General features: G+C 57.4%; 28 protein-coding genes and 2 pseudogenes. 18 read left to right on the forward strand and 12 right to left on the reverse strand.

Features of this window, described 5'->3' with window-relative positions; translation table 11 throughout:
- Positions 1-76: 76 nt before the first annotated feature.
- Complete coding sequence (locus tag Q354_RS0106600) at positions 77-1,225, reverse strand: ABC transporter substrate-binding protein (protein ID WP_051559959.1); 1,149 nt, start codon at positions 1,223-1,225, stop codon at positions 77-79.
- A 368-nt stretch (positions 1,226-1,593) separates the two neighbouring features.
- Here Q354_RS0106600 and paaX point away from each other — a divergent pair, with 368 nt between their 5' ends.
- From paaX to paaZ, 13 genes are all read left to right on the forward strand, one after another.
- Positions 1,594-2,517 carry a phenylacetic acid degradation operon negative regulatory protein PaaX gene (paaX, locus tag Q354_RS0106605; RefSeq protein ID WP_027856912.1) on the forward strand — a complete coding sequence of 308 codons (924 nt, stop codon included), beginning with the start codon at positions 1,594-1,596 and terminating at the stop codon, positions 2,515-2,517.
- Between the two features lie 620 nt (positions 2,518-3,137).
- Complete coding sequence (gene paaF / locus Q354_RS0106610; RefSeq protein WP_027856913.1) at positions 3,138-3,917, forward strand: 2,3-dehydroadipyl-CoA hydratase PaaF; 780 nt, start codon at positions 3,138-3,140, stop codon at positions 3,915-3,917.
- Between the two features lie 4 nt (positions 3,918-3,921).
- A complete protein-coding gene (gene paaG, locus Q354_RS0106615) occupies positions 3,922-4,713 on the forward strand; it encodes a 2-(1,2-epoxy-1,2-dihydrophenyl)acetyl-CoA isomerase PaaG (RefSeq protein ID WP_027856914.1) in 792 nt (263 codons plus the stop codon).
- Between the two features lie 19 nt (positions 4,714-4,732).
- Positions 4,733-6,277, forward strand: a complete 1,545-nt coding sequence (gene paaH / locus Q354_RS0106620) for a 3-hydroxyacyl-CoA dehydrogenase PaaH (RefSeq protein WP_027856915.1) — start codon at positions 4,733-4,735, stop codon at positions 6,275-6,277.
- The gene (paaI, locus tag Q354_RS0106625; RefSeq protein WP_027856916.1) at positions 6,270-6,749 is read left to right on the forward strand and encodes a hydroxyphenylacetyl-CoA thioesterase PaaI; all 480 of its coding nucleotides are present in this window, start codon (positions 6,270-6,272) and stop codon (positions 6,747-6,749) included. Before paaH ends, paaI begins: the two co-directional genes overlap by 8 nt.
- On the forward strand, positions 6,746-7,969 hold the full coding sequence (gene pcaF, locus Q354_RS0106630; RefSeq protein ID WP_027856917.1) for a 3-oxoadipyl-CoA thiolase: 1,224 nt from the start codon (positions 6,746-6,748) through the stop codon (positions 7,967-7,969). Before paaI ends, pcaF begins: the two co-directional genes overlap by 4 nt.
- A gap of 102 nt (positions 7,970-8,071) precedes the next feature.
- On the forward strand, positions 8,072-9,409 hold the full coding sequence (gene paaK / locus Q354_RS0106635) for a phenylacetate--CoA ligase PaaK (RefSeq protein WP_027856918.1): 1,338 nt from the start codon (positions 8,072-8,074) through the stop codon (positions 9,407-9,409).
- Positions 9,410-9,714: 305 nt separating this feature from the next.
- The gene (gene paaA / locus Q354_RS0106640; RefSeq protein WP_027856919.1) at positions 9,715-10,680 is read left to right on the forward strand and encodes a 1,2-phenylacetyl-CoA epoxidase subunit PaaA; all 966 of its coding nucleotides are present in this window, start codon (positions 9,715-9,717) and stop codon (positions 10,678-10,680) included.
- A 12-nt stretch (positions 10,681-10,692) separates the two neighbouring features.
- Complete coding sequence (paaB, locus tag Q354_RS0106645; protein ID WP_027856920.1) at positions 10,693-10,980, forward strand: 1,2-phenylacetyl-CoA epoxidase subunit PaaB; 288 nt, start codon at positions 10,693-10,695, stop codon at positions 10,978-10,980.
- Positions 10,981-11,054: 74 nt separating this feature from the next.
- Positions 11,055-11,825, forward strand: a complete 771-nt coding sequence (gene paaC, locus Q354_RS0106650; RefSeq protein ID WP_245601003.1) for a 1,2-phenylacetyl-CoA epoxidase subunit PaaC — start codon at positions 11,055-11,057, stop codon at positions 11,823-11,825.
- 5 nt (positions 11,826-11,830) lie between these two features.
- Complete coding sequence (gene paaD / locus Q354_RS0106655; RefSeq protein ID WP_027856922.1) at positions 11,831-12,364, forward strand: 1,2-phenylacetyl-CoA epoxidase subunit PaaD; 534 nt, start codon at positions 11,831-11,833, stop codon at positions 12,362-12,364.
- Between the two features lie 8 nt (positions 12,365-12,372).
- Positions 12,373-13,470 carry a 1,2-phenylacetyl-CoA epoxidase subunit PaaE gene (gene paaE / locus Q354_RS0106660; protein WP_027856923.1) on the forward strand — a complete coding sequence of 366 codons (1,098 nt, stop codon included), beginning with the start codon at positions 12,373-12,375 and terminating at the stop codon, positions 13,468-13,470.
- Positions 13,471-13,634: 164 nt separating this feature from the next.
- The gene (paaZ, locus tag Q354_RS0106665) at positions 13,635-15,680 is read left to right on the forward strand and encodes a phenylacetic acid degradation bifunctional protein PaaZ (RefSeq protein WP_027856924.1); all 2,046 of its coding nucleotides are present in this window, start codon (positions 13,635-13,637) and stop codon (positions 15,678-15,680) included.
- 95 nt (positions 15,681-15,775) lie between these two features.
- On the opposite strand, the gene Q354_RS0106670 is transcribed toward paaZ, so the two are convergent.
- The 3 genes from Q354_RS0106670 to Q354_RS0106680 all read right to left on the reverse strand — a co-directional run bounded on the left by Q354_RS0106670 (position 15,776) and on the right by Q354_RS0106680 (position 17,601).
- On the reverse strand, positions 15,776-16,612 hold the full coding sequence (locus Q354_RS0106670) for an NAD(P)H-binding protein (protein ID WP_027856925.1): 837 nt from the start codon (positions 16,610-16,612) through the stop codon (positions 15,776-15,778).
- The gene (locus Q354_RS24880) at positions 16,605-17,066 is read right to left on the reverse strand and encodes a nuclear transport factor 2 family protein (RefSeq protein ID WP_051559960.1); all 462 of its coding nucleotides are present in this window, start codon (positions 17,064-17,066) and stop codon (positions 16,605-16,607) included. The genes Q354_RS0106670 and Q354_RS24880 overlap by 8 nt, the downstream gene beginning before the upstream one ends.
- 73 nt (positions 17,067-17,139) lie before the next feature.
- Positions 17,140-17,601, reverse strand: coding sequence for a DMT family transporter (locus Q354_RS0106680; protein WP_027856926.1), 462 nt, complete (start codon positions 17,599-17,601; stop codon positions 17,140-17,142).
- 96 nt (positions 17,602-17,697) lie between these two features.
- On the opposite strand from Q354_RS0106680, the gene Q354_RS0106685 reads away from it, so the two are divergent.
- Both Q354_RS0106685 and Q354_RS0106690 read left to right on the forward strand, forming a co-directional pair.
- The gene (locus Q354_RS0106685) at positions 17,698-18,315 is read left to right on the forward strand and encodes a TetR/AcrR family transcriptional regulator (protein ID WP_027856927.1); all 618 of its coding nucleotides are present in this window, start codon (positions 17,698-17,700) and stop codon (positions 18,313-18,315) included.
- A gap of 53 nt (positions 18,316-18,368) precedes the next feature.
- Complete coding sequence (locus Q354_RS0106690; protein WP_027856928.1) at positions 18,369-18,554, forward strand: hotdog family protein; 186 nt, start codon at positions 18,369-18,371, stop codon at positions 18,552-18,554.
- 117 nt (positions 18,555-18,671) lie between these two features.
- Here the strand turns inward: Q354_RS0106690 and Q354_RS0106695 are convergent, their stop codons facing one another.
- Positions 18,672-19,607, reverse strand: coding sequence for a LysR family transcriptional regulator (locus Q354_RS0106695; RefSeq protein ID WP_036228843.1), 936 nt, complete (start codon positions 19,605-19,607; stop codon positions 18,672-18,674).
- Between the two features lie 113 nt (positions 19,608-19,720).
- Here Q354_RS0106695 and Q354_RS0106700 point away from each other — a divergent pair, with 113 nt between their 5' ends.
- Entirely contained in the window at positions 19,721-19,924 is a 204-nt protein-coding gene (locus Q354_RS0106700; protein WP_027856930.1) for a hypothetical protein, read from the forward strand.
- Complete coding sequence (locus Q354_RS24885) at positions 19,924-20,853, forward strand: sodium-dependent bicarbonate transport family permease (protein ID WP_036228846.1); 930 nt, start codon at positions 19,924-19,926, stop codon at positions 20,851-20,853. The genes Q354_RS0106700 and Q354_RS24885 overlap by 1 nt, the downstream gene beginning before the upstream one ends.
- Positions 20,854-21,051: 198 nt before the next feature.
- Here the strand turns inward: Q354_RS24885 and Q354_RS28190 are convergent, their stop codons facing one another.
- From Q354_RS28190 to Q354_RS28195, 5 genes and pseudogenes are all read right to left on the reverse strand, one after another.
- Positions 21,052-21,372 (reverse strand): hypothetical protein, encoded by a 321-nt coding sequence (locus Q354_RS28190; protein WP_156948256.1) that lies wholly within the window; start codon positions 21,370-21,372, stop codon positions 21,052-21,054.
- Between the two features lie 174 nt (positions 21,373-21,546).
- Positions 21,547-22,272, reverse strand: a complete 726-nt coding sequence (locus tag Q354_RS0106710; RefSeq protein WP_027856931.1) for a hypothetical protein — start codon at positions 22,270-22,272, stop codon at positions 21,547-21,549.
- Positions 22,273-22,607: 335 nt separating this feature from the next.
- Positions 22,608-22,787: pseudogene (locus Q354_RS0106715) on the reverse strand (alpha-amylase family glycosyl hydrolase); the annotation flags it as partial.
- A gap of 66 nt (positions 22,788-22,853) precedes the next feature.
- Entirely contained in the window at positions 22,854-23,054 is a 201-nt protein-coding gene (locus Q354_RS28985; RefSeq protein WP_027856933.1) for a hypothetical protein, read from the reverse strand.
- Positions 23,055-23,533: 479 nt separating this feature from the next.
- A pseudogene (locus tag Q354_RS28195) lies at positions 23,534-23,682 on the reverse strand (transposase); the annotation flags it as partial.
- A gap of 283 nt (positions 23,683-23,965) precedes the next feature.
- Here Q354_RS28195 and Q354_RS28200 point away from each other — a divergent pair.
- A complete protein-coding gene (locus Q354_RS28200) occupies positions 23,966-24,247 on the forward strand; it encodes a hypothetical protein (RefSeq protein ID WP_156948258.1) in 282 nt (93 codons plus the stop codon).
- 961 nt (positions 24,248-25,208) lie between these two features.
- On the opposite strand, the gene fahA is transcribed toward Q354_RS28200, so the two are convergent.
- Complete coding sequence (gene fahA, locus Q354_RS0106735; protein ID WP_027856934.1) at positions 25,209-26,528, reverse strand: fumarylacetoacetase; 1,320 nt, start codon at positions 26,526-26,528, stop codon at positions 25,209-25,211.
- A 47-nt stretch (positions 26,529-26,575) separates the two neighbouring features.
- Complete coding sequence (locus Q354_RS0106740; RefSeq protein WP_027856935.1) at positions 26,576-26,824, reverse strand: DUF2783 domain-containing protein; 249 nt, start codon at positions 26,822-26,824, stop codon at positions 26,576-26,578.
- Positions 26,825-26,831 lie beyond the last annotated feature (7 nt).

Raw genomic sequence — 26,831 nt, forward strand, 5'->3', positions numbered from 1 at the left:
CCAAGTGTCTCGATCGATAGATAGCAAACGGAAAAAACGGGGAGCAGCCGCGCCCCTCCCCTACAGCCCTATGACCTTAGTTCACCATCTGCCAGCTGCCGTTACGGATCTCCAGCATGCGGAAGGCAGTCAGATCCAGTCCCAGGTGGTCCTTCTCTGACATATTCACTTCACCGGCAGTGCCCATATAACCGCGGGTCTGCTCCAGCGCCGCGCGCACCGCTTCCTTATCCGTGGACCCTGCCTGCTTCATGGCATTCACCACCAGCATCAGGCCATCCAGCGCATGGCCACCAAAGCTGGATACCGGGCTGTTATATCTGGCTTCATACTTCTGCTTGTACGCCATGATCACCGGTTTCTGGGCATCGCCCTCCGGTAACTGCTCCGCCAGCAACAGCGCCGAGGCGGGCAGTTTCACCCCTTCCGCCGCATCACCGGCCAACTCGATATATTTCTTCGAGGCCACACCGTGAGACTGGAACAGCGGCACCTGAATCCCCAGCTGCTTATAGTTTTTGGTGACGATCGCCGGTCCCTGACCAAAGCCGAAATTCAGCACCGCCTGCACCCCGGCCGTGTTCTTGATCTTGGTGAGCTGGGCAGTCATATCGGTATCCTTAGGCCCGTAGGTCTCGCTGCTGAGGATCTTGATGCCGTACTCACCGGCCACCTCTTTCGACTGTTTGAGGCCGGACTTACCAAAGCCGCCGGTGCCGGAGATCATGGCGATCTGGCTAATACCGTTCTGCTTCATATGGGCGAAGATCTTACCCGCCGCCATACGGTCGGTATGGGGCGTCTTGAACACCCAGCGCTTCACCGGGTCAACAATGGAGACGGCCCCGGCCAGGGAAACAAACGGCATGCCGGAACGCTCCATCAGCGGAATGACTGCCAGGGTTTCACCGGAAGCACTGCCGCCAACAATCACATCCACCTCGTCGGAATCGATCAGGCGCTTGACGAAGGTTCGCGCCTTGCCTGCACTGCCCTGGGAATCGTAGTGCACCAGCTCCAGCTGACGCCCCAGCACGCCGCCTTCGGCGTTGATCTCTTCGATGGTCATCTGCAGGGTTTTCAGCTCCGGGTCGCCGAGGAAAGAGGCGGGGCCGGTGACGGCGAGGAATGATCCGATCTTGATGTTATCAGCAGCCCAGGCACTGGGGGACAGCGCAACCAGTGACAGGGTTAAGCTACCGATGATTTGGCTCCATGGTTTCATGCGTTCGTTTCCTTTTATTTTTATATGAGTCGCGAACGGGCCGACTTCCGGTCCCTGCTAACAGCTTCCTTAACAGCCTCTGCATCGGGGCAGTGACTGTAACAGGCGCCAGGCAGTTTCCTAAATGCCGGCTCCATATCTGTATGGGTAATCCGGTCATGCGGGCGCTTATCAACGTTACCTGCCGATAACGTGATACAAAATAAACGCTGCAACAAAACTTAAAGTGTCACATAAAGACTGTCAATCCGCTTTTCGCCAATAAATACAAAATCACACTATGCGTAATTTGCCTGTATTCAGGCGGCGCTATAGAATCCCCGGGGCCGGAGGTCACGGCCAGAAACCATTACAGAAACAGAAGCACAATGCCCGAATTCAGTTCACTCGACAGCCTGATCGAAACCTTCCGCAACCGCCGCCCGATCCGCGCCGGTTCTCTGATCATTTCGATATACGGCGATGCGATCGCACCGCGCGGTGGCACGGTCTGGCTGGGCAGTCTGATCCGCCTGGTCGAGCCGCTCGGCCTCAACCAGCGTCTGGTGCGTACCTCGGTGTTTCGCCTCGCCAAGGAAAACTGGCTGGCAGCGGAACAGGTTGGACGGCGCAGCTACTACAGCCTGACCGGCTCCGGCCGACGCCGCTTCGAGAAGGCCTTTAAGCGGATCTATGCCGCCCAGAGCCCGGAATGGGATGGCCGCTGGACCATGGCCCTGCTGAACCAGCTCACCCCGGAGCAGCGCCAGGAACTGAAACAGGAACTGGAGTGGCAGGGCTTTGGCAGCCTGGCCCCGACCGTGATGCTGCACCCACAGATCAGCCGCGCCGAGCTGCAGGGCATCCTGCAGGAGTTCGACTATATGGACAATGTAGTTGTGCTCGATACGCTGGGCGAAGAGGCTTCCGCCAGCCGGGCGATGCGGCTTCAAACCCGCGAGTCCTGGAACCTGGAAAAACTGGCCGACAGCTACCAGCACTTCCTCTGCCAGTTCCGACCGGTGTGGCAGGAGCTGAGCGAGAACGGCCTGCCCGATCCGGAACAATGCTTCCAGATCCGTATCCTGCTGATCCATGAATACCGCCGCATCCTGCTGCGCGACCCCAACCTGCCGGACGAGTTACTGCCAGGAGACTGGGCCGGCAACGCCGCCCGCCAGCTCTGCAGCAACATCTACCGCAAGGTATGGCAGGACGCAGAAACCTACCTCGACCAGATGCTGGAAACCGCCGAAGGCCCGCTACCACCAGCCAATACCAGCTTCTACAAACGCTACGGCGGCCTGCGCTAGGAAACAGGCATTGTTGAGTTGTGTCGCTGCGCGCCGCAATCCAACCTACAAAGCATCTTTCCAAGGTTGGGATAAGGCACGCAACCCAACATCAGACGTGACATCGCTGCGCTAACCAAAGGCCGACGACCGCCCTACACGATTCCTGAAAATACTTATTACGTAATTTTCTGTATCTCGTAGCAAAAAGCTGTGCGGCCGAATTCACCTCCCTATCGCCCCCGAAGACAACCCTGCAATAAAAACAACGGGTTAAAGCACTATCCAGCCACCTTTCCGGCCCCTCCCCACTGCCAGTTTCAGCAAACCCTTCCGGCCACCCCCTCTGCGCTTCGGTTCTGACCAGTCCCGGGAAAAATTCCATAAGCTGTTGTTTTTCAGGTGATAAATAACGATCTGGAGAAATATTCACGCCCAAACAAAAGCGATACACAATCACATATCTATAATTGACTTTATGGATCACTTTGTTTTTTACTGGGCCTGCGCTGCGGTCGCGACCGGCTAAGGATCTGCTCAGGCAACCGGCCACTGTCACCCGGCGCAGTTTTACCGGTTTCCTTCTGCAGCCACCCGAAGCGAACCCGGCGTAATAAAAATAACAAGTACGGAAACTGAATATGGCTACCCCCGAATACCTCAGGGTCACTGCACCCGAATCCGGCGTATTGACGATCGAGCTCTACCGCCCGGACAGCCTCAATGCCCTCAACACCCAGATGCTTGAGGAACTTTCAGCACAACTCCAGCGTGCCCAGCGGGATGATGCCGTGGGCGCCATCGTCCTCACCGGGTCAGAGCGTGCCTTTGCCGCCGGAGCTGATATCCGCGAGATGGCAGCGCTGGATACCGTGGGCGTGCTGAAGGATGCCCGCGTGGGCTACTGGCAGCAGATCAGCGCCTGCCGCAAGCCGCTGGTGGCGGCGGTCAACGGTTTCGCTTTAGGCGGTGGCTGCGAGCTGGCGATGCAGGCCGACATCATCATCGCCGGGGAAAACGCCCGCTTCGGCCAGCCGGAGATCAAGCTGGGAATCATGCCCGGCGCAGGTGGCACCCAACGCCTGCTGCGCGCCGTCGGCAAGTCACTGGCGATGCAGATGGTGCTGACCGGTGAGCCGATCAACGCCGAACAGGCTCAGGCCGCCGGACTGATCTCCGAGATCACCCCGCCGGAATTCACCCTGGAGCGCGCCCAGAGTATCGCCCGGCAGATCGCCGCCCATGCCCCGCTGGCAGTGGCCCTGGCCAAAGAGGCGGTGCTGAAGGCGGAAGATACCGATCTGGCTTCAGGCCTGCTGTATGAGCGCAAAGCCTTCACCCTGCTGGCGGCCACCGAAGACCGCAATGAGGGGATCAACGCCTTCCTGGAAAAACGCCAACCCCACTTCAAAGGACGATAAGACAATGAACCTCAACACCCTGTCCCTCACCGTTGAACATGGGGTCGCGCAGCTGACGCTGGACCGGCCGGATCGCCTCAACAGCTTTAATGACGAAATGCACAACGAGCTGCGCCAGGCACTGAAGATGATCAAGCGCGACAGTGAGATTCGCTGCCTGCTGCTCACCGGCAACGGCCGGGGCTTTTGTGCCGGTCAGGACCTGGGCGACCGCAATGTGACGCCCGGCAGCGAAGCACCGGATCTGGGCGCCTCAATCGAGAACAACTACAACCCGCTGATCCGTACCCTACGTACCCTGCCGTTTCCGGTGGTCTGTGCCGTCAACGGTGTCGCCGCCGGTGCCGGGGCTAATATTGCGCTGGCCTGTGACATCGTACTGGCCGCCCGCTCAGCCAGCTTTATACAGGCATTTAGCAAGATCGGCCTGATCCCCGATTCCGGTGGTACCTGGCTGCTGCCCCGGCTGATCGGCGATGCCCGCGCCCGCGCCCTGATGATGCTGGGTGAGAAACTGCCCGCCGAACAGGCGGAAGCCTGGGGGATGATCTGGCGCTGCGTCGATGACGAAGCCCTGATGGATGAAGCCCTAACCCTGGCCCGCCAGCTGGCAAGCCAGCCGACCCGGGGCTTTGAGCTGACCCGGCGCGCCCTGGCCGCCAGCAGCACCAACACCCTGGATCAGCAGCTCGATCTGGAACGCGACCTGCAGCGTCTGGCCGGGCGCAGTGAGGATTACCGCGAAGGTGTCGCCGCCTTTATGGAAAAGCGCAGCCCCCAGTTCAAAGGCAAATAAGCGGTCACAGGTAGATAACATGGGCAATACAACCACACAGCCACTGACAACCAGCAGCCCGGTCGCAGTGATCGGTGCCGGAACCATGGGCGCAGGCATCGCCCAGGTGGCGGCCAACGCCGGACACCCGGTGATGCTGTTCGACCAGAACCCGGCGGCCGTCGATAAAGGGATCGAAGGAATCACCGCTGGTCTGGCCCGACAGGTAGAGCGCGGCAAGCTGAGCGAGCAACAGAAAGAGACCCTGCTGCAGCGTATCAAGCCGGTCACTCATCTTGGCGACCTGGCCGACTGTAAGCTGGTGATCGAAGCAATCATCGAAGACCTGACCATCAAACGCAGCTTGCTAACCAAGCTGGAAAGCCTCTGCAGCGATGACTGCATCCTCGCCAGCAACACCTCCTCCATCTCCATTACCGCACTGGCAGCTGAGATGCGCCTGCCGGGACGCCTGCTGGGGATGCACTTTTTCAATCCGGCGCCGGTGATGAAACTGGTGGAAGTGGTGTCCGGACTGGCAACAGACCCCGGTGTGGCTGAAACGATCTATGCCACCGCCACCGCCTGGGGTAAACAGGCAGTGCATGCGCGCTCGACTCCCGGCTTTATCGTCAACCGGGTCGCCCGCCCCTTCTATGCCGAAGCCCTGCGGCTGCTTGAAGAGGGTGCCGCCGATGTCGCGACGCTGGATAGCCTGATCAAGGGTGCCGGCGGTTTCCGAATGGGGCCGTTCGAACTGATGGACCTGATCGGCCAGGACGTGAACTACGCCGTCACCTGCTCGGTATTCGATGCCTACTATCAGGACCCGCGCTTTCGCCCGTCACTGATTCAGAAGGCGCTGGTCGAAAGCGGCCGGCTGGGGCGTAAAACGGGACAAGGCTTCTATGACTACAGCCAGGACCTGAAACCTGCAATGGCTGCACTGTCCCATCAAGCGGCACCCAGGGAGATCAGCGTCTATGGCGACCTTGGTATCGCCGAGCCTTTGTTGCAACGCGCCGCCGACGCCGGTATCCAGGTCTATCGCCATAACCAGAGCACCTCTGAGAGTGCGGGCTTTATCGAGATCGGTGGCACCCGGCTTTACCTGACGGATGGCCGCTTTGCCAGCGAACGCGCCGCCCGGACCGGCCACACCGATCTGGCCCTGTTCGACCTGGCCCTCGACTACGCCAGCTGTGACCGCCTGGCACTCAGCTTCGCCGATCAGTGCCGTGAAACAGCGTGCCAGCAAGTGATCAGCCTGTTAAGCGCGCTGGGGATCAGCGTCCATATCGTCGATGACATCCCAGGCCTGGTGGTACTGCGCACCGTGGCGATGCTGGCCAATGAAGCCTGCGATGCAGTGAACCAGGGCGTGTGCTCAGTCGCCGATGCCGACCGTGCCATGGTTGCGGGCCTCAACTATCCACAAGGCCCCCTCGCCTGGGCGGATCAGATCGGCATTGAGCGCGTTTTCGATTGTCTGAACAACCTGCAGCAGAGCTATGGCGAGGATCGCTACCGTCCCTCTGCGCTGCTGCGCCGAATGAAATTCAGCGGGAGAACCTTCCATGGATGAATTGAACAGCCTGTTAAGCGATCCGCAAAAGGTCGCCGAGCGCTGTGCTGAGGAGATGTACCGACAGGACCCGGCCTCCCAGCAGCTGGGGATGGAGATTGTCGCGATGGCACCGGGACTGGCCGAAGTACGCATGGCAATCCAGCCCTGGATGCTGAACGGCCACCAGACCTGCCACGGCGGCATGATCTTTTCACTGGCCGACAGCGCCTTCGCCTTTGCCTGTAACAGCGAGAACCATGCCACCGTCGCTGCGGGCTGCACCATCGACTACATTCAGCCCGGCCGGGGTAGCGACATCCTGATCGCCCGGGCCAGCAAGACCCAGCAGCGTGGCCGCACCGGTATCTACGATGTGCGGGTGGAAAACCAGCAGGGCGAGCTGATCGCGCTGTTTCGCGGCCGCTCCCACCGTATCGCCGGTAGCGTGATACCCGGCACCCAACCTCCGGCAAAAGGTGAAACCCGATGACCGATGCGTATATCTGCGATGCCATCCGTACCCCCATTGGTCGCTACGGCGGCGCTCTCTCCGGCCTGCGTACCGATGACCTGGGCGCGCTGCCGATCCGCGCCCTGATAGAACGCAACCCCGATGTGGACTGGCAACAGGTCGACGACCTGATCTACGGCTGCGCCAACCAGGCCGGCGAAGACAATCGCAATGTGGCGCGGATGTCCGCCCTGCTGGCGGGCCTGCCGGTCAGCGTCCCCGGCACCACCATTAACCGCCTCTGCGGCTCCGGTATGGATGCGGTCGGCAGCGCTGCCCGGGCGATCCGTTGCGGTGAGGCCGAACTGATGATTGCCGGTGGTGTGGAATCGATGTCCCGCGCCCCGCTGGTAATGCCCAAGGCCACCAGCGCCTTCTCGCGCCAGGCGGAGATCTTCGATACCACTATCGGCTGGCGCTTTGTTAACCCACGGATGCAGGCGGAATACGGCATCGACTCAATGCCGGAAACCGCAGAAAACGTCGCGGCGGAGTTCGGCGTTAACCGCCAGGATCAGGACCTCTTTGCCCTGCGCAGTCAGCAGCGCGCCGCCGAGGCCCAGGCCAGTGGCCGCTTTGAAGCCGAGATAGTCGCCGTGACTGTCGCCCAGAAGCGAAAACCCGACTTAGTCATCAGCAAAGATGAGCATCCCAGGGCCGATACCACCCTGGAACAGCTGGCGAAGCTGAAGACCCCATTCCGCCAGGACGGCACAGTCACCGCGGGCAATGCCTCTGGCGTCAATGACGGTGCCTGCGCCCTGTTGCTGGCCAGTGCCGAAGGCATCAAGCGCCACGGTCTGGTGCCCCGCGCCCGGGTACTGGGCATGAGTTGCGCCGGGGTCGAACCACGTATTATGGGCTTCGGCCCGGCCCCGGCTACCCGCAAGGTACTGCAACAGACCGGACTGGCATTGGACGCCATGGATGTGATCGAGCTGAATGAGGCGTTCGCCGCCCAGGCACTGGCGGTGACCCGCCATCTGGGGCTGGCCGATGACGACCCACGGGTTAACCCCAACGGCGGCGCTATCGCCCTGGGCCACCCGCTGGGCATGAGCGGTGCCCGGCTGATCACGACGGCCCTGCACCAGCTGGAACAGATTCAGGGCCGCTACGCCCTCTGCACCATGTGTATCGGCGTCGGCCAGGGGATCGCAGTGGTGATCGAACGGGTGAATGATTCTCGACTAAAGTAGTTTGCAGCTACCCGGCCAACACAGCAGGCTAAGCACTATCAGGATGATCGGGCGTCCATTAATGGACGCCCGCCAGAATAAAAATAAATACAGGCAGACATCATGAACATGTTGAACACGCAACAGGATTGCAGCGACAAGGATGTTGAGGATATCGAGTCGGTCAGCGTCGACCGGCTGCGGGCGATACAGCTGGAGCGGATGCACAACAGCCTGCGTCACGCCTATAACAATGTACCCCACTACAAGGCCAGCTTCGATGAAGCCGGGGTCCACCCCGAAGAGCTGACCAGCCTGGATGACCTGGCGAAGTTTCCCTTTACCGTCAAACAGGATCTGCGCGACAACTACCCCTTCGGCATGTTTGCCGTGCCCCAGAAGGAAGTGGTGCGGATTCATGCCTCCAGCGGCACCACCGGCCAGCCGACGGTGGTGGGCTATACCCACAACGATATTGAGATGTGGGCCGATGTGGTGGCGCGCTCAATCCGTGCCGCCGGTGGCCACAGCGGTGACAAAATCCATATCGCCTACGGTTATGGTCTCTTTACCGGCGGCCTGGGTGCCCACTATGGCGCCGAAAAGCTGGGCTGTACCGTGATTCCGATGTCCGGCGGCCAGACCGAGAAACAGGTACAACTGATCCGCGATTTCGATCCCGACATTATCATGGTCACCCCCTCCTATATGCTTAACCTTGCCGACGAGATGGACCGGCAGGGACTGGACCCGAAAAAACTGGCCCTGCGCGCCGGTATCTTCGGCGCCGAACCCTGGACCGGCACCATGCGCGAGGAGCTGGAGAACCGCCTCGGCATTGAGGCGCTGGATATCTACGGTCTCTCCGAAGTCATCGGCCCCGGCGTCGGCATGGAGTGTATCGAAACCAAAGACGGCCCCACGATCTGGGAGGACCTGTTCTACCCGGAGATTATCGATCCTATGACCGGCAAAGTACTGCCCGATGGCGAGTATGGCGAGCTGGTCTTTACCTCCCTCACCAAGGAGGCGCTGCCGATCATCCGTTACCGCACCCGTGACCTGACCCGGCTGCTGCCCGGCACCGCCCGGCCGATGCGCCGGATCGACCGCATCACCGGCCGCAGTGACGATATGCTGATACTGCGCGGGGTCAACGTCTTTCCGACCCAGATTGAGGAGCAGATCCTCAGGGTTCGCCAGATGTCGCCCCACTATGAGCTGCACCTCTACCGGGAGGGGCACCTTGACCGGATGGACGTACTGGTCGAACTGCGGCCCGAGTGCCTCGACTGCAGCGACTTCAGCGAGGCCCGCCAGGCCGAGCTGGCGCGGGAGCTGAGCCACCATATCAAGTCTGTAGTCGGTATCTCCACCCAGGTGAGGATCGCCGAACCCGGCAGCCTGGCCCGCTCAGAAGGTAAGGCGGCACGGGTGAAGGACATGCGGCCTAAGGGCTAAACCAAGAAGCAACCGGCGCAGGGCCCTGCCCCTGCGCCAAACGACAGGTGTTAAAGAGGTAAGCCACTGCTGTAGGGCCGTCCCACGCCCCAAAAGCGATACACAAACACAAACACAATAGAATATAACGTATCTCTTTTACTAAACTAAATGATAATGAGTGTGTGATCCTGAACACCACAGATGCTGTAAAAACAGAGATTCCAGGCAGAAAAAGCATCTAACAGACAGGACACCGTTACTTAGCCTAAGTCTTTGAAACGGTTACACGCACCGGGCAACAACTAATGCGGAGAGTCCAGGCTATGACCCCCGAAGAACAGAACTTCATGCGCAAGATCGAAACGGAAGAGAAGATCGAACCCAAGGACTGGATGCCGGAGGCGTATCGCAAGAACCTGATCCGTCAGATCTCCCAGCACGCCCACTCCGAGGTGATCGGCACCCAGCCGGAGGGCAACTGGATCACCCGCGCACCCTCGCTGCGCCGTAAGGCAGTATTGCTGGCCAAGGTACAGGACGAGGCCGGCCACGGCCTCTACCTCTACAGCGCCACCGAAACCCTCGGCATCAGCCGCGATGAGATGATCGCCGCGCTGCAGGATGGCAGTGCCAAGTATGCCTCGATCTTCAACTACCCGGCCCAGACCTGGGGCGATGTCGGTGCCATCGGCTGGCTGGTTGACGGTGCCGCCATCGTCAACCAGGTCTCGCTGCAGCGCACCTCCTATGGCCCTTACGCCCGCGCCATGATCCGTATCTGTAAGGAAGAGAGTTTCCACCAGCGTCAGGGCTACGAGCTGATGCTGGAGCTGTGCCGCGGCACCCCGGAGCAGAAGGCGATGGCACAGGACTCGCTCAACCGCTTCTACTGGCCCGCCCTGATGATGTTCGGCCCCCATGACAGCGAATCGGCCCACAGCGCCCGTTCGATGCAATGGAAGATCAAACGTGAGAGCAACGACGACCTGCGACAGAAATTTATCGACCAGACCGTGAAGCAGATCGAGTTCCTCGGCCTGGAGCATCCGGATAAGGCGATCTGCTGGAATGAAGCGCGTGGCCACTACGACAGCGGCGAGATCGACTGGGATGAGTTCTACGCCGTGATCAACGGTAACGGCCACTGCAACCGCCAGCGCCTGCAGCACCATATCAAGGTGCATGAGGAAGGCAGCTGGGTACGCGAAGCCCTGGCCGCCTACAACGAAAAGCAAAAAGCCCGCAAACAGCAGGCAGAAGCCAATAAAAGCAATCAGAACGTCGCTTAGGAGAGCATCCCCATGACGACCGAAAACCTGGAACTGTTCGAAGTCTTTATCCGCTCCAAGCGCGGGCTGGACCATAAACATGTCGGCAGCCTGCATGCCGAAGACCCGGCCCAGGCGCTGGAATACGCCCGCGACTGTTATACCCGGCGCAGCGAAGGCGTCAGCATCTGGGTGGTGCGCTCGGCGGATATCGTCGCCTCTCAGGAGGACGATGCGGAGAGTTTCTACGACCCGTCTGATGACAAGCCCTATCGCCACGCCACCTATTACCAGTTACCGGACCCGGTCAATAACATGTGACGCCCTGCAGCCCAGGTCGAAGCAAACGGACAGCACTGAAATGTTGTGAACTGCAGCGAACAGAGTCGAGAAAGATGATGAGCGAACAACAACTACAACAAGCCACCTTCGAGTACACCCTGCGCCTGGGCGACGATGCCCTGGTACTGGGTCACCGCATCTCCGAATGGGTCCGCAACGGCCCCTTCCTCGAAGAGGATATCGCCTATGGCAATGTGGCCCTGGACTATATCGGCCGCGCCCGGATGTTTTACGGCTATGCCGCCGAGCTGGCCGACGATGGCCGCACTGAAGACAGCTTTGCCTATACCCGCAGCGAGCGTGAATTCAGCAACCTGCTGATCAATGAACTTCCACGGGGCGACTTCGCCTACTCCCAGGTACGGCAGCTGCTGGTCGACATCTATGCCAACCTGTTCCTGACCCGGCTTCTACAGTCGAAAGACGCCACCCTCGCAGCCATTGCCGCCAAGGCCATCAAGGAGAGCCGCTATCACCTGCGCCGCAGCCGTGAATGGGTGATCCGCCTCGGTGACGGCACCGAAGAGAGCCAGCATCGCTGCCAGCTGGCGCTGGACGATATCTGGGGCTACAGCCACGAGATGTTCGAGATGGATGCGCTGGAGCAACAACTGGCCGATGCCGGTATCGGCGTCGATGTCAGCAGCCTGCGCGATGACTGGCTGGTGCAGATCAGAGAGATCCTGGCAGAAGCCACCCTGCAGCTCCCGGCCGATGACTGGAAGGTGAGCGGCGGCCGCGATGGCTACCACACCGAGTTTCTCGGCCATCTGCTGACCGAGCTGCAGATCGTGCACCGCTCCTATCCCGGCTGCCAGTGGTGAGTGCTATGCAACGAATCCCCCTGATCAGCCAGGAACAGCAGCAGCGAATCGCGCTGCGCAATCAGCCCGATACCACGCGACTGTGGCAGATACTGGATGCGGTCAAAGATCCGGAGATCCCGGCCCTGTCGATCTGGGACCTGGGTGTGCTGCAGGATATAGAAGTCAGCAATGACGGGGTACTGGTAATCATCACCCCTACCTACTCAGGCTGCCCGGCTATGGACACCATCGCCGACGATATCCGTGCCGCGCTGGCTGCGGCCGCGATCAGCCCGGTGCGGGTGCGTACCCGCCTGGCCCCGGCCTGGACCACCGACTGGCTCTCCGCCAAGGGCCGCGAGCAGCTGCGCAGCTATGGCATCGCGCCGCCAGAACAGTCCGGCGCAGATGAACTGACACCGGATAGTGGTATCAGTTGCCCCCATTGCGGCTCGGTACAGACCCGGCGCATCAGTGAGTTCGGTTCCACCGCCTGCAAAGCCCTGTTTCGCTGCAACGACTGCAGTGAACCCTTCGATTACTTTAAAAAGATATAGGTGCCGCGATGTCAGATACCCAATTCTACGACCTGACCATCACCGACGTGCAGCCGGAAACCGACGCCGCCATCTGCGTCACCTTTGCTGTGCCGGAACAACTGCAGCAGAAGTTTCACTTTACCCAGGGCCAGTTCCTCACCCTGAAAGCCGAAGTCGACGGCGAAGAGGTGCGCCGCTCCTACTCCATCTGCTCCGGCGTACAGGAAAACAGCCTTAAGGTCGGAATTAAGCGGGTCAAGGATGGCCGTTTCTCCAACCATGCCAACGACCACTTCAGGCCCGGCACCCAGGTGTCGGTGATGCCACCCCAGGGCAACTTTTACTCCCGCCTCGATGCCGACAACGCCAAGCACTATATGTGTATCGCTGCCGGTTCGGGGATCACCCCGATCCTGTCGATCATCAAGACCGTGCTGTATACCGAACCCCAGAGCCGGGTCACCCTGATCTACGGCAACCAGCGCAGCAACTCGGTGATGTTTAAGGATGACCTGAGCTTCATCAAGAACCGCTATATGGAACGCTTCCAGTGGATCAACATCATGGACCACGAAGACCAGGGGGCCGACCTGCTCAACGGCCGGATCGACAACCGCAAGGGCTACGCCCTGCAGAAGAGCGGACTGATCGATATCCGCACCACCGATGAAGCCTTTATCTGCGGCCCTGAAGCGATGATGGCCGAGGTATCGCGCGGCTTCCGCATGGAAGGCCTCAAGGACGAACAGATCCACTACGAGCTGTTCGCCAACTCCGCCAGCGATGCCCAGGCCCGACTGGATAAAGCCCAGCAGCGGGTCGAGACCTTCGGCGAGGAAAAAACCAGCCAGGTCACAGTAGTGGCCGATGGCCGCGCCATCCAGTTCGACCTTGCCACCGTGGGCCAGAACATCCTCGATGCCGGTATCGATGAGGGGATGGAACTGCCCTACTCCTGCAAGGCCGGGGTCTGCTCCACCTGCAAATGCAAGCTGGTGAAGGGTCGGGTGGATATGGATATCACCCACGGCCTGGAACAACACGAAATCGACGCCGGATACATCCTCAGCTGCCAGGCCCACCCCCTCACGGATGAGGTTGTCGTGGACTACGACCAGCGTTAAGCACAACAAAAACCGGCCACAAAACTCAAACGTAGGTTGGGTTACGGAGCGCAGCGACAACCCAACAAAAACCGGCAACTGGCCCGGACAGCAGGCCCTGACGAATACCCTGGCCGGGCGTTGGCACATAACACCAACGCCCGGCCACAAGTAAAGGAATCAACATGAAGTTACAGAGCTATATCAACGGCCACTGGGTCGAGGGAAAGGACGACGGCGTCACCGTCTATAACGCGGTGAATGGCGCAACGATCGGCCAGGTCAGCAGCAGCGGCATCGACTTTGGCGATGCCGTGGCCTACGCCCGCCAGACCGGCGGCCCGGCATTGCGCCAGCTGACCTTCCATGAGCGCGCTAACCGCCTTAAGGCACTGGCCAAACACCTGATGGAGAAGAAGGAAGAGTTCTACCGCATCTCCGCCTGGACCGGCGCCACCCGTGGCGACAGCTGGATCGATATCGAGGGCGGTATCGCCACCCTCTTCACCTACTCCGGCCTGGTACGGCGCGAGCTGCCCAATGAAACCTTCCTGGTCGAAGACGACGCCCAGCGTCTCTCCGCCGAGGGCAGCTTTATTGGTCGCCATATCCTGGTGCCACGCGAAGGGGTCGCGGTGCATATCAACGCCTTCAACTTTCCCTGCTGGGGAATGCTGGAGAAGGTTGCCCCCAGCCTCGCCGCCGGGATGCCGGTGATCGTCAAACCCGCCACCGCCTCCTGCTACCTGGCCGAAGCGATGGTGAAAGAGATTATTGCCTCGAAGATCTTCCCGGAGGGTGCCATCCAGCTGATCTGCGGCAGCACCGGCGACCTGCTCGACCGCCTCGATGAACAGGATGTGGTGACCTTTACCGGCTCTGCCGCCACCGGCCAGACTCTGCGCACCCACCCCAATATCGTGCGCCACTCAATCCCCTTCACCATGGAAGCGGACTCCCTCAACTGCAGCATCCTCGGTGCCGGTGTGGAGCCGGGTTCAGCCGAGTTCGACCTCTATATCAAAGAGGTTGCCCGCGAGATGACAGTGAAGGCGGGCCAGAAATGTACCGCTATCCGCCGAGCCATCGTGCCGCGCCAGCGCACCGAGGCGGTATCCGAAGCGCTCAGCGCCCGCTTAGCCAAAACCGTACTGGGTGACCCTGCCGTTGAGGGTGTAAGAATGGGGCCGCTGGTTGGCCGCGATCAGATGGCCGATGTCTGGCGCAAGCTCGACCAGCTGCAACAGGGCAGCGAATTGGTGCATGGCGGCCAGCAGAACTTTGACGTGCGGGGCGGCGATGCCGGCAAGGGCGCTTACTTCCCGGCCACTCTGCTCTACTGCGACCGCCCACTGGAAACCGAAACACCCCACGCAGTCGAACCCTTCGGCCCGGTATCGACGCTGATGGCCTATGACGATATCGAACAGGCGATCGCCATCGCCCGCATGGGACGCGGCAGTCTGGTCGGCTCACTGGTCACCGCTGACAATCTGGAAGCACGCAAAGTGGTACTGGGCAGCGCCGCCTACCATGGTCGCCTGCTGGTACTGAATGGCGACTGCGCCAAGGAATCCACCGGCCACGGCTCACCACTGCCGACATTGGTGCATGGCGGCCCGGGTCGCGCCGGTGGCGGCGAAGAACTGGGTGGCCTGCGGGCGGTAAAACACTATATGCAGCGCACCGCCATTCAGGGCCACCCGACCACCCTGACCGCTATCACCTCAGAGTTTAACCCCGGCTCGGAACAGATCCGCAAGGACGTGCATCCGTTCCGCAAATACTTCGAAGACCTGGAGATCGGCGAAACCCTGATCAGCCACCGCCGCACCGTTACCGAAGCGGATATCGTCAACTTCGGCTGCATCTCCGGCGACCACTTCTATGCCCACTTCGATGAGATGGCGGCAAAAGACTCCCTGTTCGGCAAGCGCGTCGCCCACGGCTATTTCGTCATCTCAGCCGCCGCAGGAATGTTTGTCGAACCCAGCCCCGGCCCGGTACTGGCTAACTACGGCATGGAGAACCTGCGCTTTGTCGAACCGGTCGGCATCGGCGACACCATCCAGGTGCGCCTGACCTGCAAACGTAAGATCCGCAAAGACCGCCGCCCCGAAGAGCAGCACAGCACCGGCGTCGTGGTCTGGGACGTGGAAGTCACTAATCAGGAGGGCACCCCGGTGGCGATCTACGATATTCTGACGCTGGTGGAAAGGCGCGAGAAATAGCAGGGGCCGGGAGCTGGGAACAAGGGGATTAGCGCTCCAGTCCGGTCGCTAAAGCCCCTTCGTTTACCAGGCAAAGCAGTAGCATGATGCAAGGCTCAGGCCTGCCACCGCGCCAGATTTAGACCAATAAAATCTTTAACCGACAGTGGTGCCTGGCCTGTAATGGCTTCTACATTGGCAGTAACACGATCTTCCGAACCCTGTGAGATCGCCACATCCATTGACGCCAGGCCAGCGGCATAATCATCCGGCAGGCCATTGTTGCGAAAACGCTCAGCCATCTGTTCCGCCGTCAGGCGCTTATGCTCGATAACAGCTCCCAGTTGTTCAGAGAGCTCTGCAGCAACCTCATCGTAGGAGAGCGCCTGCGGACCGGTCAGGATATAGTCTTTGTTCTCTATTGCCTGAGCCGTTAGCAACGTCGCCGCGCAATTCGCGATATCTTCCGCAGCGATCCAGCCCATACGTCCATTTTCGGTGGCAGAAAAGATACTGAATTCGTCCCGGATCGGACTGCAGTGCTGTCCCTCAGAAAGGTTCTGCATAAACCAGGAAGGACGTAGCACAGCCCACTGCGGGGCATGGGCTCGCAGCCAGGCATGTACCGCCCCCATCATCGGGCCGCCCTCCTCCAGAGAGGACGCGCTTAATAGCACAAAGCGCTGAACACCGGCCTTCAGCGCCGCCTCCAGGCCGGGCTGCATGACCCCCAGAGAATCAAAATCATCGGTTGGCGCTACCAGATAGACCGCATCAATACCGGCGAATGCGGCTGCAAAGCACCCTGGATCTCTCCAGTTAAACAGCACCTGATCCGCTTCCGCAGGGGACCGCGTGGCAATCGCGGGCCGCAGACCCTTACCCCGCAGTAAACCAGCTACACGACTGCCCGTCTTGCCTGTGCCACCCGTTACAAGAATCCGATTACTCATCGATAAACTCCTCAAAAGTAGTTTTCAGGCACTCTATACCTCCCGCCGCATCCAACAGGATCAGCGGATTCCAGTAGTCCCGATACTGCGCAATGCGGCCGTTCTTCAGCCGAATAACAGCGATATAGTTCTGGTCATAGCGGACACCCGTTTCTCGGCCGCTGGCCTTACAGGAAAACTCGATGATAAAGGTCTCCCCATCGGTCGAGGGGTGAGTAACGGAGCTGCCGAATGATTCAAAGGCAATCAGGTTACTGGCTTTCGCTAGATAGCGGGCCAGGGTATCACGACCGCGTATTTCCGTGACCGACCCCGCCGGTGAAAAAGGAAACTGAAAGACGATATCGTCGGCACACATCGCTATGAAGTCATCGCCCGCCTCTGCGATAATCGCATCGCCCAGCGCCCCGCGAAGCTTGGCGCCAAAACTTTCTATTGTTTTGTTCTTAGACATAGCTAACTCCTGATTTTTGTGACTGAGTCGATCAACATCTGCAGATGTTGTCGGATATGAAATGTCCGGGCCTTCAGCTATCGCGATTGATCTGCATAACGGCCACCCCGGCAAAAACCAGCAACATGCCCAGAATGCGTTTCAGGTCCACAGACTTTTGACTAAAGCCCAGCAAACCGTAGTGGTCCAGCAGCAAGGCCATCACCATCTGCCCGGCAATAACCGAGGTGATAAAACTGGCGGCTCCCAAACGAGGGGCAACCAGCATAGTGACAATCACATAGACAACGCCGACTAAGCCGGAAAGCCAGGCCCAGGGAGGTGCCGATAGCAGCGATGCAGCCGAAGGCGCACCCGGCCGGATAACAGCAGCAAACACCGCAAGGCAGACAAATGAACCCATAAAGGAAAAAACGGTTGCCCATACCGGATGGCCGATGCTTCGGCTCAGGGTTGCATTCATTCCGGCATGAATTGGAATCAGCGTGCCACAGACAACTGCAATGGAGATTAAGGGCGTCAGAAAATATGGCATTTGGCGACTCCGGTTAGTTGCAGCGATTGCATAAAGCATGGAACAATACATCGGAACGAAACCGTTCCGTCGAAACTAAATATAAGAGGCACTACGATGAAACGCAACTGTTCCGACGAAAAAACTGTTCCTGCAAAACGCCGTCCCAGTGGCGCTGCTGTTCTACAGACCTCGGTGACCGATGCGCTTCACCGGGCACTTTTCGAGGAATGGGCTGAAACAGGTTACGCGGCATTGCGTATGGAGCGCATCGCCTCCCGCGCCGGGGTTGGCAAGGCGGCGCTGTACCGGCGCTGGAAGTCAAAACGGGAGCTGGCATTTGAAGCCGTCAACAGCTCCGCCATCGCACTGACATCGATTCCCGATACCGGCAATTTCAAAGACGATATCCGCGCAATCATGCGTCACCTGGCCGCCACCCTACGCCATCCGCTCATCCGCCGTATCCTTCCCGACCTCCATGCCGAGCGCGCGCGATCCGATGAACTCGCCGAGTTACTTGAGCAAGTGAGCAAAGAACGCCGCAACCAGGCGCTGGCGATACTACAGAGGGCCTTGCGGCGTGGTGAGCTTGATGAACAGACCGATCCGGAACTGGCACTTGATATGCTCATCGCCCCCCTCTACTGGGGCATCGTGATTCAGCGCCGCACTATGACCTACAAAGACGTTGATCAGCTGGCAGATCAAATAGCTTCAATCTGGTGTCGTTAGTAGCCGCGTAAATTTGTACCTACAGCGGTGGTAATAAACTGAGCGGCTCCCGGATGTCTGGGATATACAACGGGTATCAGGTACGACTGTCCTGCAAACGCAAGATCCGCAAAGACCGCCGCCCGGAAGAGGATCACGACACCGGCGTAGTGGTCTGGGATGTGGAAGTCACTCATCAGGAAGGCACCCTGCTGGCGATCTACGATATTCTGACTCTGGTGGAAAGGCGCGAGGAGTAACGGTGTCGTCAAACGCTGCGCCAGGGCTTCAGTCCCCGGTGCGCATTGAATCCTGAAATAGATCGGAGGCAGCCCACAAAAACCTGCGGGCTTGCCTCCCGATACCCGGCTTTACAGCTAGCTGTTGAGGGTCGCCAGCAACCGATCCCGCCCGCTATCGCTGACATAATCCAGGAATGTCTGGGCGACAACGGAAAGACTCTTGGATTTCAGATGCACCAGATACCAGGTGGGGGTTATCGGTAACTGCTGCACATCCAGCTCTGCCAGCCCGGTGCGTCCACCAAAGGTCAGGGTGTGGCTGGAGAGGATAGAAACGCCAAGCCCTGATATCACCGCATGTTTAATCGCCTCGTTACTCTCGATCGTCATCCGTACATTCAGCGCAACCTCACAGCCGGTCATATGCTGCTCGATCGCATGGCGGGTACCGGACCCGTTCTCACGCATCAGAAAAGGCTCGTTGGCAAATATCTGCAATGGGATCCTCTTCTCCCCGGCCAGCGGATGATGCTCCGGGGCGATCGCCACTAAGGGGTTTGGCAGGAAGTTATGGGCCTGAAGGGCATGATCATCGGGCGGATGACTGAATACGTACAGATCATCTTCACCGGTCTCCAGACGGTCGATAATCTGCTGACGGTTACCCACCTTAAAATCGATATCAATCGCCGGATAGAGCTTGCAGAACTCACCCAGCAAGTGGGGAATAAAGTACTTGGCGGTGGTGACCACGGCCAGTTTCAGCGTACCGGCTTTCATACCCTTAAGGTCAGACAGGGTCATATCCAGCCGCTCAAAGCTCTGTAACACCTCTCGGGCCGTCGCAACGACCGCAAGACCCGCTTCGGTAAAAACCAGCTTACGACCGACCTGATCATACAGGCGTGCATTGACGGCGCTTGCCAGCTTCTTCAACTGCATCGACACGGTCGGTTGTGTCAGATGCAATGCCTCAGCAGCGGCGGTGATGGAGCCCTGCTGGTGAACCGCCAGCAGGATCTCCAGCTGGCGCACCGTACCGATATGCGCGTGCAAACGAGATGGGTTCATAGCTATATAGACTTTTATCTATGTAAAAAATAAATAATATCGATTTTTATCTATTTATTAAACACTTCAGAATCTCCCGCAATCTGGAGATCCTCTAAAGGAGTGAAAAGAAAATGGGTAACAGAACACTGGCATTTGAAATTGCAGTCTCGCTTTGTTTGATGGCGATGGGCTGGGTACTGGTTCAGCAGGGCCTGCCGGGATATGGACTGGTTGTTGTGGCGGCGATCCTGCTGGGATTGTCCTTTGCAACCCGGCAATGGATCGCCCAGCCAGCAAAAGTTAAAGTGCTATCCGATCACCGGGGTGGCCACTAATGCAGCTCGACGTGGTGGTAGGGTTCTTCCTGCTGGGGATGGTCGCTCAACTGCTGAAGGCACCGATCCGGATGCCGAAAGGGTTGTACCAATCGCTCACCCTGTTTTTGCTGATCGCCATCGGCCTTAAGGGCGGCGTGGCGCTCAACAGCCATGCCTCTGGTGACCTGCTGATCCAGGCGGTGGCGGTTATCGCCTTTGGCCTGGCCCTGCCGCTGATCGCTTTCCCGATCCTGTATAAAATCGGCGGCCTCTCCCGTATCGATTCCGCATCGGTGGCAGCCCACTATGGATCGGTCAGCGTGGCAACCTTCGCCGTGGCCGTCGCAGTATTAGAAGCCAATCAGATCGACTACGAACCCTACTTCCCCCTCTTCGTGGCGCTGCTGGAAGTACCGGCCATCGCCGTGGGCCTCTGGCTGGCGCGCGATCGCAACCAGACCCTCGATCTTAAAAAGACCGCCCATGAGATCTTCCTTAACCAGGGCGTGCTGTTACTGGTCGGCGGGCTGCTGATCGGCTGGTGGGCCGGTGCCCGCGCCGACACAATACTGCCTTTCTTCGGCACCCTGTTTCATGGCGTGCTGGCGCTGTTCCTGCTGGAGATGGGTCGCATCGCCGCCTCCCAACTGGGTGTATTGCGCAGCTGCGGCTCATTTATCGCCAGCTTCGGTGTCCTGATGCCACTCCTCGGCGCAGCCTTGGGCGCACTGCTGGCGCAGCTGCTGGAACTATCCAGCGGCGGCGTCATCTTGCTGGCAACCCTCGGCGGCAGCGCCTCCTATATCGCAGTACCGGCAGCGATGGCCGTCGCACTGCCGAAAGCCAACCAAAGCCTGTCGATTACAGCCGCCCTCGCCATCAGCTTCCCGTTTAATATTCTGGTGGCGATTCCGCTGTACAGCGTATTGATAGGACAGGGTTACTAAGCGGGGGATTAAAACTCTGGTTAGCACCTTGTATCAAATCAGAAGGTCTCACAAGGCAATAAAAAGACCCCGGCACGAAGCTGGGGTCTTTTTATTGGTGTCGCTGGCCGGGAAGGCAGCCCGCTGGTGGTCTACCCTATTCCGGCCCAGAAGAGAGGTGGGGCTGTGGCAGGTAAATACCATCACTGTACGAACTTGCTATGAACTGGAAACCAAAACAACAGCGATGCCATATGTAAACTGAGATAAAATCACAACAACAAGAAAGCTGCCAATGACATAGTTAGGCACTACATTTTTCAGCATATACCAAGAAATTGATATCTGAGCTAGTGCTTGCACAACCGCAATACCAATAAAATGCCGCAAACTCCACAGAGTAACCTCGAGTTCCGGCATAGATGTTCTGTATGTAATAACAAAAGGGAAAATACTTAATATACAAACAGCTGAAAATATCCCCTTTTTCTTCCAGGCAGCTAAATCTTTTGACAATAGATTTTGTTTAATATTATTCAAATTTCCTCCCTGAAAATAGCATCTGCTCGCAGCCGGCGCAGCTCACCTGAACTCCTCCATGAGTTTCAATATCGCAGCCAATCCCTAGCTGCCGGAATTCACTTTAGATCAGTCAACTCCATCTGTAAGTTTTGGTGGGTGTCCTTTTTCTAACCGTTGTTTTCTAGTTGCTGCCTAGAGTCGAAGATCGAGTGGAAACCAAATCTCGCCACGTGAATACAATTCGCCCTCTTTCGACAGCACTATGCCATTTCTAAGCCATAGATATGATGAGTTGCCTTCGGACACATCGAAATCCATCGCAAATATTGGAAATCCCAGTGCCATTCGAACATTTACTCGTTTTTTTGCTTCAAACGAGATATCTAGCTGCAACTCCTGATTGAGTAAAGAAACCACTTTGATGCTCTTATACGACTCAATATTGCGCAGCCAATCCAGCAACAGCTCATCCTGAATTAACTCAAAGATGAAATACTCTTCAGTCTCTACATCACCTAAGGTGACTTGGCAAGGAACAAGGAGGTTTCGGTCATTCGACACAAACCGAAGAGTTCCTTCTACTCTATCAGCAACAAACCAACCTTTAAGCTCTTGAGAAACGCGTCGATCTTCGATCATTGAGCTAATAACGATTGACCCTTGAATATTTTGAGCATGAATAATTCCGTGACAATCTCGGCATAAAAGAAGGCATTTATCAACCTCTTCAATCTGTTCGGCAGAAATTGATCTTTTCATCAATACCGTGTAGTCGGAACACTTTTGCTCTGGTTCTACATGGTGAAACTCAAACATCCGGTTGAAAGTTCCATATCGAGCAACCATCTCTTCAACCGACTTGCCACAGTGTGAACAGCGGTCTCCTCGATATTTATACAGCTGTGCTCTATTAGCCATATTGATTACCTCACGCCCCCATTTTCGACTGGCTTGGCGAGTACTTTAGGACACCCATCAAATTCACTCGGTGATTCGGTCTAGAATCCATTGCCGTCGATGTTCGTAGGATTCACCTGAAAACTGATCCTCACCGCACAAGAAAGCACGGCGAACACTACGGGCAATACAGTGGTAATAAGGGGTTTCGGGCAGGCTTACCTGCTCACAGCGGGCGCGGGTCATCTGAACTCCTACATGAGATTCAATATCGCAGCCAATCCTTGGCTACCGGGATTCACTGTAGATCAGTCCATCCCGACTGTAAATTTTGGTGGGTGTCCTTTTTCTCACCCCATGGCAAATACCGCATCCAGCTCGGTGATTCGGTCAAGAATCCACTGCCGTCGGTGTTCGTAGGATTCTCCTGAAAACTGATCCTCACCGCACAAGAAAGCACGGCGAACACAACGGGCAATACAGTGGTAATAAGGGGTGTCGGGCAGGCTTACCTGCTCACAGCGGGCGCGGGTCATACAAACTCCTCCATGAGATTCAATATCGCAGCCAATCCTTGGCTACCGGGATTCACTGTAGTTCAGTCAATCCCGACTGTAAATTTTGGTGGGTGTCCTTTTTATTTTCTGAATCAGCACAGGGCCTGTAAACAACAGCTTCCAGCGCCGAATCACCTCTCTGTCAGACCAACTCTCAGCCTGCGCCTGATCGACCCGCAGCACCAGATGATAGTGGTTGGACATAATGGCATAGGCGCAGATATCGATGGCAAATACCGCATCCAACTCGGTGATTCGGTCAAGAATCCACTGCCGTCAGTGTTCGTAGGATTCTCCTGAAAACTGATCCTCACCGCACAAGAAAGCACGGCGAACACAACGGGCAATACAGTGGTAATAAGGGGTGTCGGGCAGGCTTACCTGCTCACAGCGGGCGCGGGTCATACAAACTCCTCCATGAGATTCAATATCGCAGCCAATCCTTGGCTACCGGGATTCACTGTAGTTCAGTCAATCCCGACTGTAAATTTTGGTGGGTGTCCTTTTTCTATTTCCAGGCAGCTACATCTGTTGCCAATAGATCTTCTTTAATATTATTCAAACTTCTTCCCTGAAAATAGCATCTGCTCGCAACGGGCGCAGGTCATCTGAATTTCTCCATGAGATTCAATATCGCAGCCAATCCTTGGCTACCGGGATTCACTGTAGATCAGTCAACTCCATCTGTAAATTTTGGTGGGTGTCCTTTTCTCCCTGCTTTTCTCCCTGTCAAGAATCCACTGCCGTCGATGTTTGTAGGATTCACCCGAAAACCGATCCTCGCCGCACAAGAAAGCACGGCGAACACATCGGGAATACAGTGATAGTAAGGAGTGTCGGGCAGGCTTACCTGCTCAAAACGGGCGCGGGCCATATGCATTCCTCCATGATTTTCAATATTGCAGCCAATCCTTGGCGATCGGAATTCAATGTAGTTCAGGCAACTCCGTCTGTAAATTTTCGTGGGTGTCCTTTTTCTTTTGTTTCCTTTTTCTTCTTCCCTGATTACTATAAAGCGGATAATGAAGCTAAAGCTAATAAAGCTGGCCTATGGAGAATATCAAAGCCTCAAGCTATACCACCTTGGGAGTGGCGAAAAGTTCGGAAAAATTAGTAAGTAACTTAGCTAAATAGCGTAACAAAACGGAGGCTTACAAATGAAAACCTACAAAGCATTAGCCCTACTCCCCTTGCTTGTGTCTGGGTGTGGAGCTGAAAGCAAAGCAACTGTATCTGAGCAAAAAATCAATAACTGCAAACAAATGATTAATTACTCAAGCGGACACGATCTTTCAAGATTAACATATATGGAAGCTAAATCTGACGGCAGCATCTATATTGACTATCAGAAAAGATCAGGAGGAACACTAAAGTACTCCTGCAAGAGTGGTGCGCTAAGCGTTTGGGCTGATGGGGCAGGTATGTGGTTGAAAATTTAAATTCTGTAATAGATTTCGTATTTATCAGACATGATGTGTCACTCCCTGTAGGGGTTAAACTATAGAGGTGACACAGAATTTTGAACACTACCGACCAAAATTGACTACAGATCGATCAGTCCCAGCTGCGGGCTCTGTGGGCATTTTTCCAATAAGATTATCTTTAGGCACTAGGCAGTAACAGCTGCCCCCCTCCCCTGCATGCTCCCGCCCCACCCTTTCTCCGGCATCAGGTCATTACCTAGTACCTGTCCCACTCAACACAAAGAGTTCTTTCCAATGGATCTAAAAGATACACATTTAGATAATAAAAATTTACTTCACCAATAGATAAGCAAATTTTTCTTAGCTTAGACAATCATAGAAAGCGCTTACGCATATAAATATTGGCTTTTGCTATGACGGACACACCGAAAATAGTGCAGCAAGTTAAGCAACTTGCCGAGTTACGGTAACAACGCAATCTGCAACCGTTCGCCAATGTCGGTGAGCTGATACGAGATGCACGAACGTACCAGCAGCTGACCATTGACGATCTGGCGCCCTACAGCAACGCTTCAGAGGTCGCCATTGGCAAGATCGAGCACGGTGCTACAAACGTGACAGTATCTAAATTCAAGGCGGTACTGGGCGCTGAGCTTGAGCCTATGGATCAGTTAGCGGAGGTTTACGACAGGGGCTGACTTTATGACCCTGGCCGGGAATATAGGTCTACCGGTCAAAGTGGCCGATAAGGCGATCACAGACTTGGGAAAAGCCCTGGTTAAGATCAAGGCCCTGATCAGCCGTTCCTACCTCTAGGATGAACTGAAAAAAAGGTTCCTGGCGCTGGTAGTGAGTCGGTACCGGGCTATCTGTACGATAAGGCAGGGGCGACCAGTCTACGGACAGGCTGGCCGACCAAAAAGAGCGGTCTGGTAGGTTGGCAGCCCCGGACCTCAACCGATCATCCTCTGAATAATTACAGCTCAACCGCTGGCAGCACGGTGGCAACCACCTCACCAAAACCAATCCGTGGCGCGCCCGCTTTTTCACAGCAGCCGCGCAGGATGACGCTGTCGCCATCGGCGAGGAAGGTGCGGGTTTCGCCGTTGGGCAGGGTGATGGGTTGTTTGCCGCCCTGACTCAGTTCCAGTAGCGAGCCGGATTCGCTCTGTTCCGGGCCGGACTGGGTGCCGCTGCCGAAGAAATCGCCCGGTTTCAGGTTACAGCCGTTGATGCTGTGATGGCTGACCATCTGGGCGATGCTCCAGTAGGAGTCGCGGAAGTTGGACGCAGACAGGCGGCAGGCGGGTTCACCGGCCTCACGCATCTGAGCGGTCTGCAGCAGTACTTCCAGCTGGATATCCAGCGCGCCACTGGCCCTGTTCTGTGCTGATTCCAGGTAGCTCAGGGGTTGTGGGTCTGCACTGTCACGCTGCCAGGCGGTGCGGTAAGGGGCCAGGGCTTCCAGGGTGATAACCCAGGGCGATACGGTGGAGGCAAAACTCTTGGAGAGGAAAGGCCCCAGCGGCTGGTATTCCCAGGCCTGAATATCCCGTGCCGACCAGTCGTTAAACAGGCAGAGGCCAAAGACATGGTTATCCGCCGCATCCAGTGCAATCGGCTCACCCAGTTCATTACCTGCGCCGATATAGATCCCCAGTTCCAGTTCGTAATCCAGTCGCTTACAGGGGCCAAGGCTTGGCACTTCGGCATCCGGGGCCTTGGTCTGCCCCAATGGGCGGCGGAACTGCTGGCCGGAGATCCCGATCGAGGAGCTGCGACCGTGATAGCCGATCGGCACCCATTTGTAGTTGGGCAGCAGCGGATTATCGGGCCGGAACAGGCTACCCACCCGGGTAGCATGGTGGATTGAAGTGTAGAAGTCGGTGTAGTCACCGATGGTGGCGGGCAGTTTGTACTCCGCATCTGCCTGGGGCAGCAGACAGGCCTGCAGCTGCCCCGCCTCGGCCGCGCCCTCGCGCAGCGCCCGCGACAGTGCCAGACGCAACGCCGACCAGGCGGGCTGGCCCAGTGCCATCAGGGAATTCAGCGTATCGCCCTGACAGGCCGCCAGCGCCTCAGCCGCCTCCCCTGCCACTACGCCGCTGTCCTGCAACTGTTGCAGGTCGAGGATCTGATCGCCAATCGCCACACCTGCACGAAAGGCCTCTTCGCTGCCCACGCGGCGGAAGACGCCAAAGGGCAGGTTCTGAATCGGAAAGTCGCACCCTGACTGGTTGGCAGAGCGCACCCAGCTTCTAAGTGCGGGGGCATGGGTTTCATTGAGTAATTCCATCACAGTCTCTTCTGCCTCCGTATACGATGGACAGCCGGTGGGCTGTCTTAAATTGATTCCCGTGCTGCGGCCAGCGCCTGGCGCAGTACCGCCAGGTCACCTATATGGTTGGCCAGCAGCAGGATCAGACGGGCATTGAGCATCTGACTTTGCTCATCGCTCAGGCCCTGATGGCTGTCGATCAGGGCTTCATAAAGATCATCACCCGCCCGATAGGGACGTGTGACCGGCTCGCCGGCATGGTGAAAGTTGGCCTCGGTATTCAGCTTTCCGCTGGTTTTATCGCTGGCAGTCATCTCGTCA

This window comes from Marinobacterium jannaschii DSM 6295 (assembly GCF_000620085.1).
GTDB classification, from domain to species: Bacteria; Pseudomonadota; Gammaproteobacteria; order Pseudomonadales; family Balneatricaceae; genus Pontibacterium; species Pontibacterium jannaschii.

Bases quoted from the DNA above. Each gene is read 5' to 3' on its own strand.
- Q354_RS0106600 (WP_051559959.1), bottom strand. From the start codon at position 1,225: ATGAAACCATGGAGCCAAATCATCGGTAGCTTAACCCTGTCACTGGTT.
- paaX (WP_027856912.1), top strand. From the start codon at position 1,594: ATGCCCGAATTCAGTTCACTCGACAGCCTGATCGAAACCTTCCGCAAC.
- paaF (WP_027856913.1), top strand. From the start codon at position 3,138: ATGGCTACCCCCGAATACCTCAGGGTCACTGCACCCGAATCCGGCGTA.
- paaG (WP_027856914.1), top strand. From the start codon at position 3,922: ATGAACCTCAACACCCTGTCCCTCACCGTTGAACATGGGGTCGCGCAG.
- paaH (WP_027856915.1), top strand. From the start codon at position 4,733: ATGGGCAATACAACCACACAGCCACTGACAACCAGCAGCCCGGTCGCA.
- paaI (WP_027856916.1), top strand. From the start codon at position 6,270: ATGGATGAATTGAACAGCCTGTTAAGCGATCCGCAAAAGGTCGCCGAG.
- pcaF (WP_027856917.1), top strand. From the start codon at position 6,746: ATGACCGATGCGTATATCTGCGATGCCATCCGTACCCCCATTGGTCGC.
- paaK (WP_027856918.1), top strand. From the start codon at position 8,072: ATGAACATGTTGAACACGCAACAGGATTGCAGCGACAAGGATGTTGAG.
- paaA (WP_027856919.1), top strand. From the start codon at position 9,715: ATGACCCCCGAAGAACAGAACTTCATGCGCAAGATCGAAACGGAAGAG.
- paaB (WP_027856920.1), top strand. From the start codon at position 10,693: ATGACGACCGAAAACCTGGAACTGTTCGAAGTCTTTATCCGCTCCAAG.
- paaC (WP_245601003.1), top strand. From the start codon at position 11,055: ATGATGAGCGAACAACAACTACAACAAGCCACCTTCGAGTACACCCTG.
- paaD (WP_027856922.1), top strand. From the start codon at position 11,831: ATGCAACGAATCCCCCTGATCAGCCAGGAACAGCAGCAGCGAATCGCG.
- paaE (WP_027856923.1), top strand. From the start codon at position 12,373: ATGTCAGATACCCAATTCTACGACCTGACCATCACCGACGTGCAGCCG.
- paaZ (WP_027856924.1), top strand. From the start codon at position 13,635: ATGAAGTTACAGAGCTATATCAACGGCCACTGGGTCGAGGGAAAGGAC.
- Q354_RS0106670 (WP_027856925.1), bottom strand. From the start codon at position 16,612: ATGAGTAATCGGATTCTTGTAACGGGTGGCACAGGCAAGACGGGCAGT.
- Q354_RS24880 (WP_051559960.1), bottom strand. From the start codon at position 17,066: ATGTCTAAGAACAAAACAATAGAAAGTTTTGGCGCCAAGCTTCGCGGG.
- Q354_RS0106680 (WP_027856926.1), bottom strand. From the start codon at position 17,601: ATGCCATATTTTCTGACGCCCTTAATCTCCATTGCAGTTGTCTGTGGC.
- Q354_RS0106685 (WP_027856927.1), top strand. From the start codon at position 17,698: ATGAAACGCAACTGTTCCGACGAAAAAACTGTTCCTGCAAAACGCCGT.
- Q354_RS0106690 (WP_027856928.1), top strand. From the start codon at position 18,369: ATGTCTGGGATATACAACGGGTATCAGGTACGACTGTCCTGCAAACGC.
- Q354_RS0106695 (WP_036228843.1), bottom strand. From the start codon at position 19,607: ATGAACCCATCTCGTTTGCACGCGCATATCGGTACGGTGCGCCAGCTG.
- Q354_RS0106700 (WP_027856930.1), top strand. From the start codon at position 19,721: ATGGGTAACAGAACACTGGCATTTGAAATTGCAGTCTCGCTTTGTTTG.
- Q354_RS24885 (WP_036228846.1), top strand. From the start codon at position 19,924: ATGCAGCTCGACGTGGTGGTAGGGTTCTTCCTGCTGGGGATGGTCGCT.
- Q354_RS0106710 (WP_027856931.1), bottom strand. From the start codon at position 22,272: ATGGCTAATAGAGCACAGCTGTATAAATATCGAGGAGACCGCTGTTCA.
- Q354_RS28200 (WP_156948258.1), top strand. From the start codon at position 23,966: ATGAAAACCTACAAAGCATTAGCCCTACTCCCCTTGCTTGTGTCTGGG.
- fahA (WP_027856934.1), bottom strand. From the start codon at position 26,528: ATGGAATTACTCAATGAAACCCATGCCCCCGCACTTAGAAGCTGGGTG.
- Q354_RS0106740 (WP_027856935.1), bottom strand. From the start codon at position 26,824: ATGACTGCCAGCGATAAAACCAGCGGAAAGCTGAATACCGAGGCCAAC.